A 16,809-nucleotide genomic window follows, 5' to 3' on the forward strand; every position below is an offset into this window, starting at 1 on the left:
GGTGTTGGTAACGCTACCTCCTCCATGTCGGATATCTTACCAACATCGTGTGAGTATCGCAGCGGTTATGCCACATGCCGAGTGACCTCGCGCATGGCGGCCTCGGCGTCGTAGGCGAACAGCCACTCGCGTTGCCGCAGGCCGAAGTCCGACGCCATGTGCTCGTCGCGTGCGGTGGCCTGGTCGTCGTCGACGTGGTGGTTGCGTTCGTTGGCCTGGATGAAGGCGTGCACGTCGCGGATCCGGGCCCGCCGGACGGCCTCGTAGCGGCGCAGTGCGGCGGGCGCCGTGGCCGGGGTCGCGGCAGCCAGTGCCGCCGCCACGGCGAGCGCGTCCTCGATGCCCTGGCTCGCGCCCTGCGCACCGAACGGCAGCATCGGGTGCGCCGCGTCGCCGATCAGCATGATCCGCCCGGTGCCCCAGCTCGGCACGGCCTCCCGGTCGTACAGCAGGTACACCGACACCTCGTCCGTCGCGGACAGGAGGGCGCGCACCGACGGGTGCCAGCCCTCGTACGCGGCCAGCACCTCGGCGGTCGACGCCCGCGACGTCCACGACTCGCCGTGCGACTCGGCCGCGGGAGAGCTGGCGGCGAAGCTCACGAGCCGGCCCGCGGAGATCGGGTAGCTCACGCAGTGCTGCCCCGGCCCCATCCGGATCAGGACCTTGTCCTCGTGACCGACCGAGGACGCGGGCACCAGACCGCGGAAGATGGCGTGCCCGGAGAACCGCGGCCGGTCGGCCAGCAGGTGCTCGCGGACGGTCGACTTGATGCCGTCCGCGCCGAGCACGACGTCCGCCTCGACCGACGTGCCGTCCGCGAACGACACGGTTACCCCGTCCCCCGACGGTGTGACGGCCACGCACCGCTTGTCCAGGTGCACGCGGTCCACGAGGGACAGCAACGCGCCGTGCAGGTCGGCCCGGTGCAGCGTGTAGTACGGCACCCCGTACATCCCTGTACAGGCGTCCCCCAGTGGGGTCACGGCCAGGGGCACGTCGTCGTTCCACCGCCGCACCTCGATCGCCGACGGCTGGACGGCGACCGCCGACAGCGCGGTGGCCAGGCCCAGCCGGTGCAGCAGCCGCGCCCCGTTCGGCGACACCTGGATGCCCGCGCCGATCTCACCCAGCGCCGGCGCCTGCTCGTACACCTCGGCACGCACCCCGGCCCGCGCCAGCGCCGCCGACACGGCCAGCCCCGAGATCCCGCCGCCGATCACCACAACCCGCATCGAACACACACCTCACTGGTAGAGCAGGGCCTTGCTCCAGTCCTCGTCCGCGCCGAACAGGCTGCGCGGCTTCACCACGTCGTGGATGCCGGTGAACACCTCGGTCGGCACCAGCGTCCCGACCGGCACCGGCCGCACCGACACCGGGCAGCCGAAGTACGCGTCGACCGCGGCCGTGAGCGCCGCGCAGGCGTCCGCGGCGTGCGCCGACGGCACCTCGATCTCGATCTCCAGCACCGACGGCAGCGCCCGGCCGCGCCAGAACAGCACCTGGTGCTCGACCGGCAGGTCGAACACCAGCTCCTCGAGCTCGCTCTGCGTCACGCGCGCGTCCCCGACCGGGTGACCGAACCCGGCGCGGCCGAGCACGCGCACCGTCGGCAGGTGCCACCCGCACGGGCAGTCGTCGACCAGGCTGATCTCCACCTCGTCGCCGATGTTGTAGCGCAGCAACGGCATGGCCTCGCGGTACAGCTGCGTCACCACCAGCTGCCCGCGCCCGTCCCGGCGCAGCTCCTGGGAAACGGGGTCGTACACCTCGTACACGGCCTGGTCGGCCCACAGGTGCATGCGCCCGTGCGGGCACTGGCCGCCGAGGCACGGCGTCTCGGTCGCGCCGTACTCCTCGATCACCGGCACCCGCCACAGCTCGCTGATCCGCCTGCGCCGGTTGACCGACAGCGGCTCGCCGCCCACGTACAGCGCACGCAACGCGGGGAAGTCCTCGCCCGGCTCGTACCCGTGTGCGCGGGCGGCGGCCGCCCACATCAGCGGCTCGGTCGGCATCGACCAGCTCAGCGTGACGCCCAGGTCGTGCAGCACGCGCAGCACCCGCGAGTACGGCATGGCGAGCGACCGGTTGTCACCCGGCACGACCAGCGCACCCCGCGACCGCGCGGCCGCGTGCGCCATGTTGCCGCTGATCATCAGCGCGTACGGGGTGCGGACCAGGAACACGTCGTCGGGCGTGATGCCGATCCACTTGCGCGCGTAGTTGTCGTTGATGGTCTGCCAGTCGCGCTCGGTGTAGTAGGAGGCGGTCGGCATGCCCGCGGTGCCGCTGGACTCGTGGTAGGAGGCCACCTTCCGCTTCGGCACGGCCAGGAACCCGAACGGGTACGCGTCGCGGAGGTCCTGTTTGGACGTCAGCGGCACGGTCTCCAGGTCGGCGCGCGTGCGCAGCTGCTTCACCCGGTCGCCGAGCCGTGCCTGGTAGAACGGCGACGCGGCGACGGAGGCCAGCAGCCGCGGCAGCTCCTTGTCCTGCAACGCGGTCAGCTCGTCGATGCTCGACCACTTGCCGAAGCTCATCGGTCCTCTCCCAACAGGCGGAGCACGTTGCCGCCCAGGATCTGGTCGGTCTCTGGCAGGTCGAGCGCGGCGAACTTGGCCAGCTCGACCGACGGGTGCTGGTGCGGCGCCTCGCTCCCGAACAGCAACCGGGACGGCCCGAGCCGCTCGTAGGCGACCCGCAGCAGCACGGTGTAGCCACCGGACGTCTCCACCAGCACGTTGTCCACCTCGGACACCAGGTCGACGGCGTACGTGTCGATGAGGTCGACGCCGAGGTGGCCGAGGATGAACGTCGTCGACGGGAACTTCCGCGCCAGCGCCACGAGGTCGCTCACCCCGCAGCCCTGCCGGTACAGGCACACCGTGTAGACGGGGTGCCCGGCCGACGCGGCCACCTCGACCAGCCCGACCGTGCGCGGGTCGTCGAGCGGCACGCCGTGCACGGCGGGCGAGATCTCCACGCCGCGGTAGTCGGCTGCCTGTGCCAGGTACACCGCCGGGTCCCGGTGCGGGTTGGCGAAGAAGAACGGGATCAGGCGGCCCTGTGTCCACACCGAGGACTCCAGCGCGAACTCGTTGTGCGCGTCGGCCGTGATGCCGTCGCCCGACACGAGCTGCCGGGCGAGCGTGTCGAGGTCGATCACGCCGCCCGCCACCACGACCGCCCGGTCGATCCCCGCGCCGTCCATCATGGACAGGAGCCGGTCGCGGGCGGCCGCGGTGGGGCCCAGCCTGGCGTGCGCGTCGACGATCACCGGGCTACTTCTCCAGGCAGAACTCGGCGATCGGGTAGCCGACGTGCCGGTCCTCGGTCGGCAGGTAGCCGAGCACCTTGTCGCCCGCCTTCAGCTCGGTGCTGTTCAGCACGACCCCGCCCGGACCGAGCACGCGCACGTGCCAGTCATCCTGCAGGATCAGGTTCACGACGGTCCCGTTCGGCGCCACCGCGTTGATCGACAGCAGCGGCCGCGACTCGATCTTCACCCGGCCGACGGTCACCACCCTGGTGTCACCCTTGATGTCGACGGCCAGCACCTTCGCACCGGACTTCAGTTCGGACAGGTAGTTCGTCCGGCCGCCCGCCGACACCGTGTACGAGTGGATCGCGCCCGCGTTCACCCGGAACGGCCGCGTCGGCATGTACGGCAGCGGGTGGGTCTCGCTGACGCACAGGATCATGCCCTTGGAGTGCGAGCCGACCAGGATGCCCTCGTCCTCACGCAGGTGGGAGCAGGTGTCCACGCAGGCCCGCTCGCCCATGCCGACGTGCGTGGTGTCGGTGACGGTCAGCTCGACCAGCTCGAGGTTGCCGGGCTCGGCGGTGGCGGCGACCTTCAGCGCGGTCGCGTCGCCCACGGCCCTCGGCGCCAGCATGACGCCGTCGGAGCCGTGCTCCAGCACACCGAAGATGATCTCCGCTTCCTCGACGTCGGCGGCGACGGTGATGTTGCTGCCGGTCGCCTTGTCGGCCGCGGCCAGCACGATCTCGAGCGGGATCTTGGTGGGGTCGCGGAAGAGCAGGACGCTCCAGCGCTCCTTGGCCGCCGCGTCGCACGCGACGTCGAGGGTGTCCTTGTCGATGATCTCGACGAACGTGCCGAACTCCACGTCCGGGTGCTTGAGCGACAGCTCCGCCGTGCTCGGGTGCTCCTGGCCGACGACCACCACGTCCGCGCCGGTGAACTCCGCGGGCAGCGGGCCCTTCTCCAGCAGCAGCACCTTCTTGACCGTGGGCGGCAGCCCGGCGAAGTCCGCGACGTCGTCGCTGACCACGCCGTCGACGCGCTGGTGCACGGCCTCTTCGACGATCGCCTGCTTGACCGCGCCGTCGAGGGCGCGCAGGTCGAGCCAACACAGTTTCACTTTCCGCTCCTAACTGGCCTTCGGTAGGGACTCGAGCGCGCCGGCCGGGCGCACACCGTGCACCAGGTCGGCCACCTCCCGGGCCATCAGGCCGGGATCCGGGGCCTGGAAGATGTTGCGGCCCATGGCCACGCCGGCGACCCCGCCGCGCAACGCCTCGTCCACGTAGGACAGGACGTCGTCGGACGTGCCCTTCGCCGGGCCGCCCGCCACGATCAGCGGGATCGGGCACGCCTCGGTGATGTCCCGCATTTCCGCGGCGTCCCCGGTGAACGGGGTCTTCACGATGTCCGCGCCGAGGTCGGCGGCGAGGGTCGCGGCGTGCGCGACCAGCTCCGGGTCACGCGGGTTGGTGATCTTCGGGCCGCGTGGGTAGACCATCGCCATCAGCGGCACGTTCCACTGGTCGCACACGTCGGACACGGCGCCGAGGTCGGCGATCTGCTGCCGCTCGTCGAGCGAGCCGAGGTTGACGTGCACGCTGACCGCGTCCGCCCCGAGCCGCAGCGACTCCTCGACCCGGCTGACCAGGTACTTCGCGTCCGGGTCGGCGGCGTGCATGGTGCTGGCGGACAGGTGGATGATCAGCGACATGTGCGCGAAGCGGGTGTGTGAGACGTACCGCAGGCTGCCCTTGTGCAGCACCACGGCGTCGACGCCGTTGACGGCGAGCTGCCCGACGAGCGCGTCCATCGCCTTGCCCCGGATCACCGGCCCGTCACTGATCGGGTGATCGAGGGGGACGACGACGAGCCGGTTCCCGCCGAACCGGAACAGGCGGCGGAACCGCAGTTCTCGTGCGAAGTGACCCGCGGTCATGCTGCCCTCTCCTCTGCCAGCCCGAACTCCTGGTGCAGCAACGCGACGGCGGCGGCCACCCGGTCCCGCGGCACGGTCACCGACGCGCGCACCTGCGAGGTGAACACCCAGCTCGTGGGGATGTCGGCGGCGGACAGCGCCGCGAGCATCCGCGCGACGTACGTCGGCCTGCTGAGCAGGCCCATGCCGACCAGCGACACCTTCGCGACGTCCTCGTCGATCCGCACCCCGCCGTCCTCGGCGGCCCGTTCCAGCGCCAGCCGCACCTCGACCACGTCACTGCGGCGCACCGTGAACCCCATGCGGAACTCGTCCTCGTGCGGCCCGGAGCGCGCGATCAGGTCGACCGGCACCGAGTTGCGGGCGAGGACGTCGAGGATCTTCGCGGCCAGGTCGCCGTTGCCCCTGATCAGCACGCGCGCCACGTCGAGGTCGTGCGTGACGGCCACGACCGGGTTGCCGGTCTCCAGGTCGTCGGCCACGACCGTGCCGAGGTCGGCGCCGGTCGAGCTGCGGACGTGCACCGCGACCTTGCGCATGGCGGCCAGCTCGACGGCACGCGAGTGCAGGACACCGGCGCCCGCGAACGCCATCTCGGCCATCACCGCGGGCCCGATGTTCGGCACCTTCCGCGCGGTGGGCACGATCCTCGGGTCGGCCGTGTAGACGCCGTCGACGTCGGTGTAGATCTCGCACTCCCGCGCGCCGAGCGCGGCGGCGAGCGCGACCGCGGTGGTGTCCGACCCGCCGCGGCCGAGCGTGATCATGTCGCCGGCCTCGTTGACCCCGTGGAACCCGCCGACCACCACGACGTTCCCCGCCTCGAGCAACCGCACGATCCGTGTGGTGTCGATGGCGTCGACCACGCCGGCGCCGTGCCTGCCGGTCACCTTGATGCCCGCCTGCCGCCCGGACAGGGACACGGCGGGCACGTCCAGGCACAGCAACGCCATCGCGAGCGTGGCGGCGGACGCGCACTCGCCGGTGACCAGCAGGTGGTCCAGCTCCCGGGCGGTCGCGGGGGATTCGGGCAGCTCACCGATGTTGTGCGCGGCGCGGAGCAGGTCGTCGGTGGTGTCCCCGCGCGCGGAGACCACGACGACGGTGGGGCGGCCCGCGAGGTGCTCGGTTGCCACGCGCTGCGCGACGGCCCGCACCTTGTCCAACGTGGACAACGAGCTGCCGCCGTACTTCTGCACCAGGACAACCATGACCTCCAGCTTGGGTGCGCGGGTTCCCGCCGTCGTGAGCAAGAAGTCCGTCCCCGGCTGGGACATCGGGCTCACGACGGTGGGACGCGCGGCGGCGACCGTGGAGTGGTGCTGATAATCGGAGCGGGCCCGGTCGGGGCCGTCCTCGCGCTGGAGCTGGCGAGGCACGGCGTGGCGAGCACGGTCGTGGAGCGCTCGTACGCCGCGCCGCTGTTCCCGAAGATGGACTTCCTGAACGGCCGCACGGTGGAGTTGCTGCGGCGCCTGGGCGTCGAGCACCGGATCCGGGCGGCAGGCGTCGCCCCCGAGCACCCGGCGAACTTCGTGTGGACCGCGGGCCTCGACCGCCCGGCGATCGCGGTGTGGCCGTACCCGGCGCCCGCGTCGCTCGACCCGGCGACCGCGTACCTGCGCATCCCGGGCTCGGTGCTGGAGGACACGCTGCGTGCCGCGCTGCGCGAGCACCCGCTGGTGGACCTGCGGGAAGGCTGGACGTTCCTGGGCCTGGCGCCGGAAGGTGCGCTGGTCCGGACGCCGTCCGGCGCGGAGCAGCACCTGGCGGCCCCGTACGTGGTCGGCTGCGACGGCGCGGGCAGCGCGGTCCGGCGCGCGGTGCAGGTCGGCATGCCGGTGTCCGCGCCGCCGACCCGCCGGATCTCCATCTACTTCCGGTCGGCGGACGCGGCGCTGCGCCCGTACGGCCGCGCGTTCGTCACCACCGTGTCGACCGGCGTCACCCTGGTGTCCCGCGACGAGGACGAGCTGTGGACGGCGTCGTTCGAGGCGTCCGAGGTGGACGACCCGGTGACCGTGCTGCGCGCGAAGCTGCGGGTCCCGGTGGTGGTCGACGAGGTGCTGGCGGTCAGCTCGTGGACGGGCGCGCTCGCGGTGGCGGACCGGTACCGCGTCGGCTCGGTCTTCCTCGCGGGCGACGCGGCCCACCAGTACTACCCGTTCGGCGGCCACGGCGCGAACACCGGCATCGCCGACGCCGTCGACCTGGGCTGGAAGCTGGCCGCGGTCACGCAGGGCTGGGCGGGCCCCGGCCTGCTCGACAGCTACGAGACCGAACGCAGGCCGGTGGCCCTGTTCAACCGGGAGATGTCGGAGAACTTCCTGGAGGTGGCCCGGCGCTTCGCGCGGCTGTCGGCGCAGGGCGCGTCGGACGCGCACCTGGCCGGCTTCCTCGCGCAGGAGACCGCGCAGGTGGCGAACACGGGCATCCACTTCGGCTACCGGTACACGTCCCCGGTGATCTGCGCGGAGGAGGGCCCGGCGCCGCGCTGGGCCTGGGGCGCCTACGTGCCGACGACGTGGCCGGGCGGCCGCCCGCCGTCGCTGCACGACCGGTTCGGCACGGGCTTCACCCTCGTCGACTTCACCGACAGCGGGGAGGTGCTGGTGAAGGAGGCCAAGCGGCGCGGCATCCCGATGACCCACCTGCGGGCACCCGCGGAGTTACGCGCGGAGTGGGAACGGGACCTGGTCCTGGTCCGCCCGGACCAGCACGTGGCGTGGCGCGGCGACGCCCCACCGGACGACTGGGACGCGGTCCTCGACCAGGTGACGAGCCGCTCTTGAGCACCGACCCGGTAAGGAGAGTGGTATGACGGCGGTCGAGCAGCGGGTGCGAAGTCCATGGGTGGCGTTCTGCGTGCTGGCGGGTGCGCAGTTCCTGCTGGTGCTGGACGTCAGCGTGGTGCTGGTGGCGTTACCGTCCATTCAGGACTCGGTGGGCTTCTCCCAGACGGGCCTGGCCTGGGTCCTGAACGCGTACGGCCTCACCTTCGGCGGCTTCCTGCTGCTCGGCGGCAGGGCAGCGGACGTGTTCGGCCACAAGCGAGTGCTGCTCGCCGGCCTGGCCGCGCTGACGATCACGTCGGTGCTGTGCGCGATCTCGACGGAACCGTGGCAGCTGGTGGCGGCGCGCGCGGGGCAGGGCCTGTCGGCGGCGGTGGCGTGCCCGGCCGCGATGGCGCTGGTACTGGGCCTCTTCACCGCGGAAGCTGATCGCACCAAGGGCCTGTCGATCTTCGCGAGCGTCGGCGCGGTCTCGGGCGTGCTGGGCACGGCGTTCGGCGGCCCGCTGACGTCGATCGGCTGGCAGTGGGTGTTCCTGTTCAACGCCCCGGTGGCGGTCGTGCTGCTGGTGGCGGCGGTGCGCCTGGTCCCGGCCCCACCCACTCCGCGGGCGACGGGCATGGACCTGACCGGTGCCGTCACCGCGACGGCAGGCATGTGCGCCCTGATCTGGGCGGTCCTGAACGCGGACGGCGCGGGCTGGCTGGCGGGTTCGACGGTGACGGGCTTCGCGCTGGCAGTGGTGCTGCTGGGCGCGTTCGCGTACCGGCAGACCAGGGCGGTGGCCCCACTGATCCCGCGCGAACTGTTCCGGCTGCGCACGGTCGTGTTCGGCAACCTGGCGAACCTGATGGTGGGTGCCCTGATGTTCGGCATCTTCATGGTGCTGACGCTGCACCTGCAGCAGGACCGCGCGTACTCGCCGGTGCGGGCGTCGCTGACCACGCTGCCGATCTGCGTGGCGCTGTTCCTCGGTTCGCAGTCCCTGCCCCGGGTCCTCCGCCGGGTCGCGCCGCCACTGGCACTGGCAGGCACACTCGCACTGCTGGGCGCGGGCCTGCTGTGGTGGACCCTCACCCTCAGCGCCGACGGCAACATCGTGACGTCGTTCGTGCTGCCGGGCATGGTGTGGAGCTTCGGCGCGGGCGCGGGCATCGTGGCGGGCTACGTCGTGTGCACGGCAGGCGTGGCGGGCCCGGCCGCGGGCGCCGCCTCCGGCCTGGTGAACACGACACTGCAGGTAGGCGGCGCGATCGGCGTGGCCATCTTCAGCACGGTCGCCGCCGCGCACAGCGATCAGGTGGTCGGCAACGCGACCGCACTGGCGAGCGGCATCGCGCTGGCCGCGCTCGGCGTGCTCCTGGCCCTGCGCGCCGCCCGCCGAAGCCCGTGACGAAGGGGGTCCTTCATCACGGGCTTCGGTCGGCCCGGCGGCGCTGTTGTGCCGGTCCGCTCCTCGGCGGTGGATTGGTAGCGCCGAGGCGGCCCGGTCGCGCTCGGCCCGCCACGCGGGGGAGCGCAACCGATCGCGCCGAAGCGGCTCTGGCACGCTCCGCTCCGGGCGGTGCTGGTGTCGTGAACGTGCCTTTCGGGACGTGGCGGTGCGCCGCCCGCGTAGCGGGCCACCCGCGGCGGAGCGTGTTCGGCTGCGCCGCCCCGGTGCTTCCGGGCTCCGCTCCTGTCGGTGCTGGTGTCGTGAACGTGCCTTTCGGGACGTGGCGCTGCGTCGCCCGCGTAGCGGGCCACCCGCGGCGGAGCGTGTTCGGCCGCGCCGCTCCGGTGCTTCCGGGCTCCGCTCCTGTCGGTGCTGGTGTCGTGAACGCGCCTTTGAGGACGCGGCGCTGCGCCGCCCGCGTAGCGGGCACCCCCGCGATGGTGGAGGGCCTTCGTTTGCGCCGGAGCGGTCCTTCGCGCTCGGCCTGTCGGTCCCAGGGCCTGAACGCGCCTTCAGGGCGCGGCGCTGCGCGCGGCCCGCGTAGCGGGCACCCCCCGCGGCGGTGGAGCGTGTTCGTTTGCGCTCGACCTGTCGGTGGCGGTGCCCTGAACGCGCCTTTGAGGACGCGGCGCTGCGCGCCGCCCGGCGTAGCGGGCCACCCCCGGCGGTGGCGGAGCGCAATCGTTTGCGCCGAAGCGGTCTTTCGGGTTCCGTCCTGTCGGTCTCAGTGTCCTGAACGCGCCTTACAGGACGCGGCGCTGCGCGCCGCCCCGCGCACCGGGCCCGCCCCCTCGTCCGCGAAGCGTGATCGGCTGCGCCGAAACGGCCCTCTCACCCTCCGGCCCCCACCAAACGCCGAAGAGGCCCTCCCGCACACCGAACGCGAGGAAGGCCCCTTCACCACATCACCGTCAAGCAGGCGGAATGTTGTGGTTGATCCGGAACACGTTCCCCGGATCCCACACGCCCTTCAACTCGCGAAGCCGCCGGTAGTCGTCCGGTTCGTACACGGACGCCATGTCCGCCAGGTCCTCCCCACCGAGGAAGCACACGAACCCGCCGCCGACGCGCCACGGCGCCAGCGCCGATACCAACCGCGTCCCCTGCGCACGCGCGGCCGCCAGCGCCTCCGGCGGGCCGGACGTGGCCGTGAACAGCGAGAACTCCGCCGACGACCGGAACCCGACCGGGCTCGGTCGCGACGGCGCACGTCCCAGCGCACCGCCGAGGTGGCGCAGCTCCACGATCGTCAGCTCGGGCGTCGCCTCCGCGAAGAACACGTCCAGCGCCTCCTGCGGCAGCGACCCCAGCAGCCCGGACCGCTCGACGCCCGGCGCCGGGTCCGTCGGGTCGTTGTGGATGCTCGCGACCTCGCGGTACGGCATCTCCCGCACCGCGTCGACGATCGCGGGCGCCGCGTCGCGCAGCGGCTTCACCAGGCTCTCGCCGTCGGCGGCGCCGCCCGTGTACGCGATCCGCACGGTCACGAGGAACTTCCCGCGCAGCGGCTCCGGGATCGCCTCGATCGGCGGCAGCCGCAGCAACGCGATCGACGACGTCATCTCCTCGGGCACCGACGCCACCCACTCGCGGTACACCGACAGCAGCTCCGGCGACGCGTCGAAGAACAGCGCGCCACCGTACAGCCGCGACACCGGCACGAGGTCGACGGTCAGCGCGGTGACCACCCCGAAGTTCCCGCGCGTGCCGCGCGCCGCCCAGAACAGGTCCTCGTTCTCGGACGGCGACGCCGTGACCAGCTTCCCCTCGGCGGTCACGATCTCCAGCGACCGCACGTGGTCGACCGCGAACCCGTACTGCCGCCCGAGCGGACCGAGCCCGCCCGCGAGCGTGTAGCCGACGAACCCGACGTTCCCCGACGCGCCGTTGATCGGCGCGAGCCCGTGCTCGTGCGCCGCGGCGACCACTGCCCCGGCCTGCGTGCCCGCCGCGACGCGCGCGGTCCTGGCGGCCGGGTCGATCTCGACGCCCGTCAGGCCGCGCGTGTTGATCAGCACCGCGCCGTCCGCGGGGGTGGTGGTGGCGTGGCCGGTCGCCTGTACCGCGACCGGCAGGTCCTGGTCGACGGCGTACCGCACGGCATCGGCGACGTCCTGCGCGGACGTCACGGTGACCACGGCGGCGGGCCGCTCCTGGACAGCTGTGTTGAACCGGCCGATCTCGTAGCCGGCTTCCCCAGGTTTGACAACGTTCACGGCGCCAACCTAACGGCACCCACCGACAGTTCCGGCCTCACACGACCACCCCGGTCAGGTCTGTCTCTGTCGGTGACGGCCGGACCGCGAAGGGTACTTCCGTCACCGCGGGCAACGCGAGCACCGCCCGCGCCATCGCGTCCGAGTCGGCGAGCGTCACCGAGTCCACGCCCGGCCGGATGCCCGCCGCGGTCGCCCAGTGCACGGCCTCCGTCGGGATGCCGTACGCGAACCGCCGCGGGTGCGGCCGTCCCTGCGCGTCGAGCAGCCGGTACGGCCGCTCGGTCACCGCGAGGCCGCCGGTCTCGTACACCGTCCCGTCCGCGCCGGGGATCCGGTAGGGCGCGGCCTGGTCGGTGTTCAGCAGGTGCCGCAGCAACGGGTCCACGGTGCGCCGCAGGTCCGGTTCCGGCAGCCGCGCCTCGATCAGCACCCGCGCCCGCACCGGCGGCCCCGGCACCTCGGTCGACGCGGCGAGGAACGTCGGCTCGGCCGTGTCGAGCCGGATCTGCGTGCCCGGCCCGGTCAGCACCAGCACCCCGGCCTCGACCAGCGCGATCATCTCCTCGATCCGCGACACCGGCGGCCCGATCGACAGGTACGCGTTCAGCGGCGTGTACCAGCCCTCCAGCTCGTCGCGGTGGGACGTGCCGTCGAGCCCGCCGTGGTCGACCGCGAGCCGCACCTCGTTGCGCAGGTCGCGCAGCACGTCGAGGGCCGCCTTCACCGGCCCGTGCACGTTGCCTGCGCGCGCGTGCGCGACGTCCGCGCGCAGGTAGGCCAGCAGCCAGTCGCGGAACTCGTCCCGGTCGGCGAACCGCAGGCCGCGGTGGGGCCTGGTCAGCGCCTCCCAGTCGAACCGCTCGGTGATCCCGCGTGCCGCCAGCGCGGCCTCGGGGTCGGCGAGGTACTCGTCGCCGAACGTGTCGTCGCCCAGCAGCGTCTCGTAGTAGACGCACTCGACCTCGCGCGCGATCAACGGCCACAGGTCCTCGCTGAACCGCAGCGGCCGCGTCCGCAGCGCGGCGATCCGCTCGGGCGTGAGGAGCCGCGGCAGGTACCGCCCGTGCGCGCCCTTCTCGTTCTCGCCGCGCGCGTGGTACGGCACGCCGCGCCGCGAGCTGGCGTACATGACCGGCTCCTGCCCGGACGGCACGTACACGCCGTCCCGGAACACACCGCCGCGCCCGACGGTCAGCAGCGCCATGTAGTCGAAGAAGTTCAGCCCCAGCCCGCGCAGCAGCACGGCCTCGCCCGGCTCGATCACCGACAGGTCCACCTCGGCGGGGTTGGCGGGCGTGACGTACGTGAGGTGGTGGATGCGGGCGAGGCTCGCGGTGCGTTCCTGCTGCGGTGTGAGGCGGGCCGGCACGTGCCCCTGTGCCATCACGATGGCGTCGAGGTTGTTGAGCCGGGTGCCGTCGGCGAGCCGGATGCCCTGCGGCCCGCCCGTGATCCCGTGGGTGTCGGCCATGGCGACGGCGTGCGACCGGTGCACGTGGACGGTCACGTGCGCGGGCGCGCGGCCGGCGACCCGCTGGAAGCAGTCGTGCAGGTACGCGCCGTAGAACGCGCGCGTCGGGTAGTCGTTCGGCCCGAGCAGCCCCTCCGCCCACTCCCACAGCGACGGCCCCGGCTCGATGGGCCCGTCGATGCGTGAGCTGTCGTCGGTGAACACGGTGATCTGCGACGCGACCGTGTTCATCAGCAGGTGCCGCGACTGGTCGGTGCGCCACACCGTGCCCGCGCCCGGCGCGGCCGGGTCGACGACGTGGATGACGAGGGCGTCGTGCCGCGGCTCAGCGCGTTCGTTGGCACACAAGCGTTCCAGGACGGACAACCCCCTGGGCCCGGCCCCGACGATGGCGATCTCCATGATCACGCCGCCTTCTGCGCGCCGCCGAGCCTCCGCGCCAGCTCCAGCCGCTTGATCTTCGTCGTGGCGGTCTGCGGCAGGTCCTCGTGCCGCAGCTGCACGGGATCGGCCATCGGCGGCAGCGTCGCGGCGGCGCGCCGCCACGCGTTCAGGTCCAGCGGCGCGTCGTCCTTCGTGCACACCACGGGCACCGCCCGCCCGTCCGCGCCCGGGATGATGATCACCTCGGCCAGCTCGTCGAGCCTGGTGAACAGCGTGTCCTCGGCGGCGAGCGTGCTGCCGAACCCCTCGATGAGGTCGACCTCGCGGTCGAGCAGGTGCAGGCAGCCCCACTTCGTGCGGTAGCCGACGTCACCCATCCGCCACCACCCGTCGGTGAGCTGCGCGTCGTAGCGCTCCTGCTCGCCGAGGTAGGTCACCACGCGCCCGTCGCTGCGGATCTCCACGTACCCGGGGTTGTCCTTCGACGGCGGCTTCCCGTTGCGGGACACCACCCGCACGCCGGTCATGCCGGGGAACGGCATGCCGACACAGCGGCCGTCGGCGTCCAGCGAACGCCGCCTGGTGTAGCCGCGCACGACCGTCGGCCCGATCTCGCTCTGCCCGTACAGCTGGCCCCACAGGGGAAGCCGCCGCTTCGACGCGTGCAGCAGCCGGTGCACGGTCCTCGGGTGGATCGCGTCGAAGGTGCTGCTGAACAGCTTCACGCCGGCGAGCGGCCCGCGCGGGTCGTCGGCGAGCGGTTCCCACGCCATGAACGAGTTCGGGTGCGCCTCGAGGATGCCGGGCCGCACCCGCACGAACAGGTCGGCGGCCTTCTCGGTGTCGGAGTCGACCATCACCACGATCGGGAACCCGCGGTGCAGGGCGATCGCGAGTGCGGTGAACAGTCGCGAGTGGACGAACGAGACGTGGATGGCGATGGTCTCGCGGCGCCGCAGCACCGGCCGGGTGACCGCGTACTGCGGCCGGTAGCGGGCCTGCAGCGTGCGGCTGGTGTGCACGGCGAGCTTGGGGATGCCGGTGGTGCCGGACGTGTGCGTGATCAGTGCGGGGTGGTCCGGCGGCATGTCGACCGGCCGCACCCTCGGTGTCCCCGCGAGCGCCCGCAGCTCGACCGCGCCGGGGTGGCTGCCGGAGGTGAGCAGCACCCGCGCGGTGTCGGTGAACACCTCGGCGGGCAGCTCCCCGCTGATCTTCGCGGCGTCGGTGACCAGGTGCGGGTGCTCGGCGCGGCGCACCAGCTCGGCGACGGTCGCCCCGTCCAGCTTGGGGGACAGCAGTGCGGGCACCGCGCCGATCCGCGCCGCGGCGAGCGCGAGCAACGTGATGTCGAACCCGTCGGACTTGTAGACGACCACCCGCTGACCGGGCCGGACACCGGCGGCCCACAGGCGGGACGCGATGTCGTCGACCACGTCGGCGAGTTCGGGCACGGTGACCCGCCGCCCGACCTCGGGCGCGATGTCCAGGTCGTGGTCCAGGATCACCACGTTCGTCGGGTGGCGGCGGGCGGCCCGCTCAAGCAGCCGCCCGAGCCCGATCCCGCGGTTGCCGATGCGCTGCAGGAACATCGCCTCACCCCTCGATGACGGCCTTGATCCGGTCGAGGGTGTCGGCGAGGTCGCCCTCGAGCTTCTTGCCCCACTCGCTGAAGAACCGCTGCTTCTCCACGTCGTCCATGTCCGCGGTGATGCCCTTGATCCCCTCGGTGGCGCGCCCCATGCGGAAGTGGTGGACGAGCAGGCTCCCGGTGGGGGTGGCCTCGACCTCGTAGGTCCAGACGCTGTCCTGCTTGCGGCCCTTGCTGTCCCGCATGGACCAGCTGAACCGCCGCCCATGCTCAGCGGCGACGACCTCCGCTTCGGTGGTCCACTCACCCCGCACGACGGGCGCCCAGGCGACGACGTCGTCGGCCCGCACGTTCACCCCGCGGAACACGGCGCCCACGGTGGCGGGCTCGCCGTGCACCCACGTCCCGCCACGGCACTCGGTGCTCCACTCCCCGCTGCGCGGCAGGTCGGACACGACGCCGTAGACAACGTCCGGCGAAGCGGCCACCGCCACCGCGGCCCGCACCTGGAACAAAGTCATGTCCGGAAGGGTCGGCGTCGTTGGCCCAGCCTCGCTCGAAACCTGAGCAATGCGCCCTACCGTGACCCACATGCAGGCGGCGTACGTAGAACGGCTCGGTCCGGCGGACAACATCCGCTACGGCACCCTCCCCGACCCGGAACCACGCGCGGACGAGGTACTGGTGGAGGTGCTGGCGACGACGGTCAACCCGGTCGACACGTTCGTCCGGTCAGGCACGTTCCGCACGGACGTGGTGCTCCCGCTGGTGATGAGCCGAGACCTGGTCGGCAGAGTGGCGATGGCCGCCCACGGCTTCGCGGAAGGCGACCTGGTGTGGTCGAACAGCCTGGGCCACGGCGGCCGCCAGGGTGCGGCGGCCACGAAGGCGGTCGTGCAAGCGGACCGCCTGTACCGGTTGCCCGCGGGCGTGGACCCGACGACAGCGGTCGCGGTGGTACACCCAGGCGCGACGGCGTACCTGGCCCTGCACACCCACGGCGCCCTCCGGCCCGGCGCCCGGGTCCTGGTCATCGGCGGCGCGGGCAACGTGGGCAGCGCGGTGACGGCCATGGCGGCCGCGGCAGGCGCGGAAGTCTTCGCGACAGCGTCCGCGCGGGACCTGGAGTACTGCGAATCCCTGGGCGCGACGGCAACGGACTACCGCAACCCCCGGCTACCGTCCGAAGTGGACCTGTACGTGGACTGCGCGGGCAGGAACGACCTGGAGACCGCGGTTGGGCTCCTGGCCCCGAGAGGACGCGTGGTGCTGCTGGCAGGCGCGGCAACCCGCCCGGTGCTGCCGGTAGGGCCCCTGTACACGAACGACTGCTCGATAGCGGGCTTCGTCATCTCCCACGCGACGGCCCCCGAACTGGCCGAAGCAGCGGAGAACCTCAACGCCCTCCTGGCGGCGGGCACCCTGACCCCACGCCACGTGGAGGAACACCCACTGACCGCCATGGCGGAAACCCACAAACGCCTGGAAGAAGGCGCACTGCACGGCCGCAGAGCGGTACTGCACCCGTGAGTTGTCCACAGCCCCACCAGTTGTCCACAGCCACCCACCGAACCCCCACCGTTGTCGGTCCCCCCTGGTAGACTGGCAAGGCGGGTGGCCCCCGGGATCGGGTGGGGCCTGAGTTACGTACTGGGCGCGGAGTTTCCGCAGGTCAGAGCGGTTTGTCGCGCCGTGGGGCTGGGTCTG

General features: G+C 72.5%; 13 protein-coding genes. 3 read left to right on the plus strand and 10 right to left on the minus strand.

The genetic code is table 11. From position 1 onward, the window contains the following. Nucleotides 1-65: 65 nt before the first annotated feature. From ACYQ77_RS00910 to ACYQ77_RS00935, 6 genes are read right to left on the minus strand one after another with little or no spacing between them, the layout of a single operon-like run. Nucleotides 66-1,235, minus strand: a complete 1,170-nt coding sequence (locus tag ACYQ77_RS00910; protein WP_459706429.1) for an FAD-dependent monooxygenase — start codon at nucleotides 1,233-1,235, stop codon at nucleotides 66-68. A gap of 12 nt (nucleotides 1,236-1,247) precedes the next feature. Next, nucleotides 1,248-2,546, minus strand: coding sequence for an AMP-binding protein (locus ACYQ77_RS00915; protein ID WP_459706430.1), 1,299 nt, complete (start codon nucleotides 2,544-2,546; stop codon nucleotides 1,248-1,250). After that, nucleotides 2,543-3,283, minus strand: a complete 741-nt coding sequence (locus tag ACYQ77_RS00920) for an amidohydrolase family protein (RefSeq protein ID WP_459706432.1) — start codon at nucleotides 3,281-3,283, stop codon at nucleotides 2,543-2,545. The genes ACYQ77_RS00915 and ACYQ77_RS00920 overlap by 4 nt, the downstream gene beginning before the upstream one ends. A 4-nt stretch (nucleotides 3,284-3,287) precedes the next feature. After that, nucleotides 3,288-4,391 (minus strand): 3-dehydroquinate synthase II family protein, encoded by a 1,104-nt coding sequence (locus ACYQ77_RS00925; RefSeq protein WP_459706434.1) that lies wholly within the window; start codon nucleotides 4,389-4,391, stop codon nucleotides 3,288-3,290. A 9-nt stretch (nucleotides 4,392-4,400) separates the two neighbouring features. Further along, nucleotides 4,401-5,210, minus strand: a complete 810-nt coding sequence (locus tag ACYQ77_RS00930) for a 2-amino-3,7-dideoxy-D-threo-hept-6-ulosonate synthase (protein ID WP_459706436.1) — start codon at nucleotides 5,208-5,210, stop codon at nucleotides 4,401-4,403. Next, nucleotides 5,207-6,421 carry an aspartate kinase gene (locus ACYQ77_RS00935; RefSeq protein ID WP_459706438.1) on the minus strand — a complete coding sequence of 405 codons (1,215 nt, stop codon included), beginning with the start codon at nucleotides 6,419-6,421 and terminating at the stop codon, nucleotides 5,207-5,209. Before ACYQ77_RS00935 ends, ACYQ77_RS00930 begins: the two co-directional genes overlap by 4 nt. A gap of 108 nt (nucleotides 6,422-6,529) precedes the next feature. Here ACYQ77_RS00935 and ACYQ77_RS00940 point away from each other — a divergent pair, with 108 nt between their 5' ends. Both ACYQ77_RS00940 and ACYQ77_RS00945 read left to right on the plus strand, forming a co-directional pair. Further along, nucleotides 6,530-8,002, plus strand: a complete 1,473-nt coding sequence (locus tag ACYQ77_RS00940) for an FAD-dependent monooxygenase (protein WP_459706440.1) — start codon at nucleotides 6,530-6,532, stop codon at nucleotides 8,000-8,002. A 25-nt stretch (nucleotides 8,003-8,027) separates the two neighbouring features. Beyond that, a complete protein-coding gene (locus ACYQ77_RS00945) occupies nucleotides 8,028-9,395 on the plus strand; it encodes an MFS transporter (RefSeq protein WP_459706442.1) in 1,368 nt (455 codons plus the stop codon). A gap of 953 nt (nucleotides 9,396-10,348) precedes the next feature. Here ACYQ77_RS00945 and ACYQ77_RS00950 read toward each other — a convergent pair. The 4 genes from ACYQ77_RS00950 to ACYQ77_RS00965 are packed head-to-tail and all read right to left on the minus strand — an operon-like array spanning nucleotide 10,349 to nucleotide 15,623. Then, nucleotides 10,349-11,653 carry an FAD-binding oxidoreductase gene (locus ACYQ77_RS00950; protein WP_459706443.1) on the minus strand — a complete coding sequence of 435 codons (1,305 nt, stop codon included), beginning with the start codon at nucleotides 11,651-11,653 and terminating at the stop codon, nucleotides 10,349-10,351. Nucleotides 11,654-11,690: 37 nt separating this feature from the next. Further along, nucleotides 11,691-13,529, minus strand: a complete 1,839-nt coding sequence (locus tag ACYQ77_RS00955) for an FAD/NAD(P)-binding protein (protein ID WP_459708076.1) — start codon at nucleotides 13,527-13,529, stop codon at nucleotides 11,691-11,693. Nucleotides 13,530-13,531: 2 nt separating this feature from the next. Next, nucleotides 13,532-15,103, minus strand: a complete 1,572-nt coding sequence (locus tag ACYQ77_RS00960) for a class I adenylate-forming enzyme family protein (protein ID WP_459706445.1) — start codon at nucleotides 15,101-15,103, stop codon at nucleotides 13,532-13,534. Nucleotides 15,104-15,107: 4 nt separating this feature from the next. Then, a complete protein-coding gene (locus ACYQ77_RS00965) occupies nucleotides 15,108-15,623 on the minus strand; it encodes an SRPBCC family protein (protein ID WP_459706447.1) in 516 nt (171 codons plus the stop codon). Between the two features lie 70 nt (nucleotides 15,624-15,693). On the opposite strand from ACYQ77_RS00965, the gene ACYQ77_RS00970 reads away from it, so the two are divergent. Next, nucleotides 15,694-16,632 (plus strand): NADPH:quinone reductase, encoded by a 939-nt coding sequence (locus tag ACYQ77_RS00970; protein WP_459706449.1) that lies wholly within the window; start codon nucleotides 15,694-15,696, stop codon nucleotides 16,630-16,632. Nucleotides 16,633-16,809: the final 177 nt, after the last annotated feature.

The sequence above is a fragment of the Actinophytocola sp. KF-1 genome, assembly GCF_054661535.1.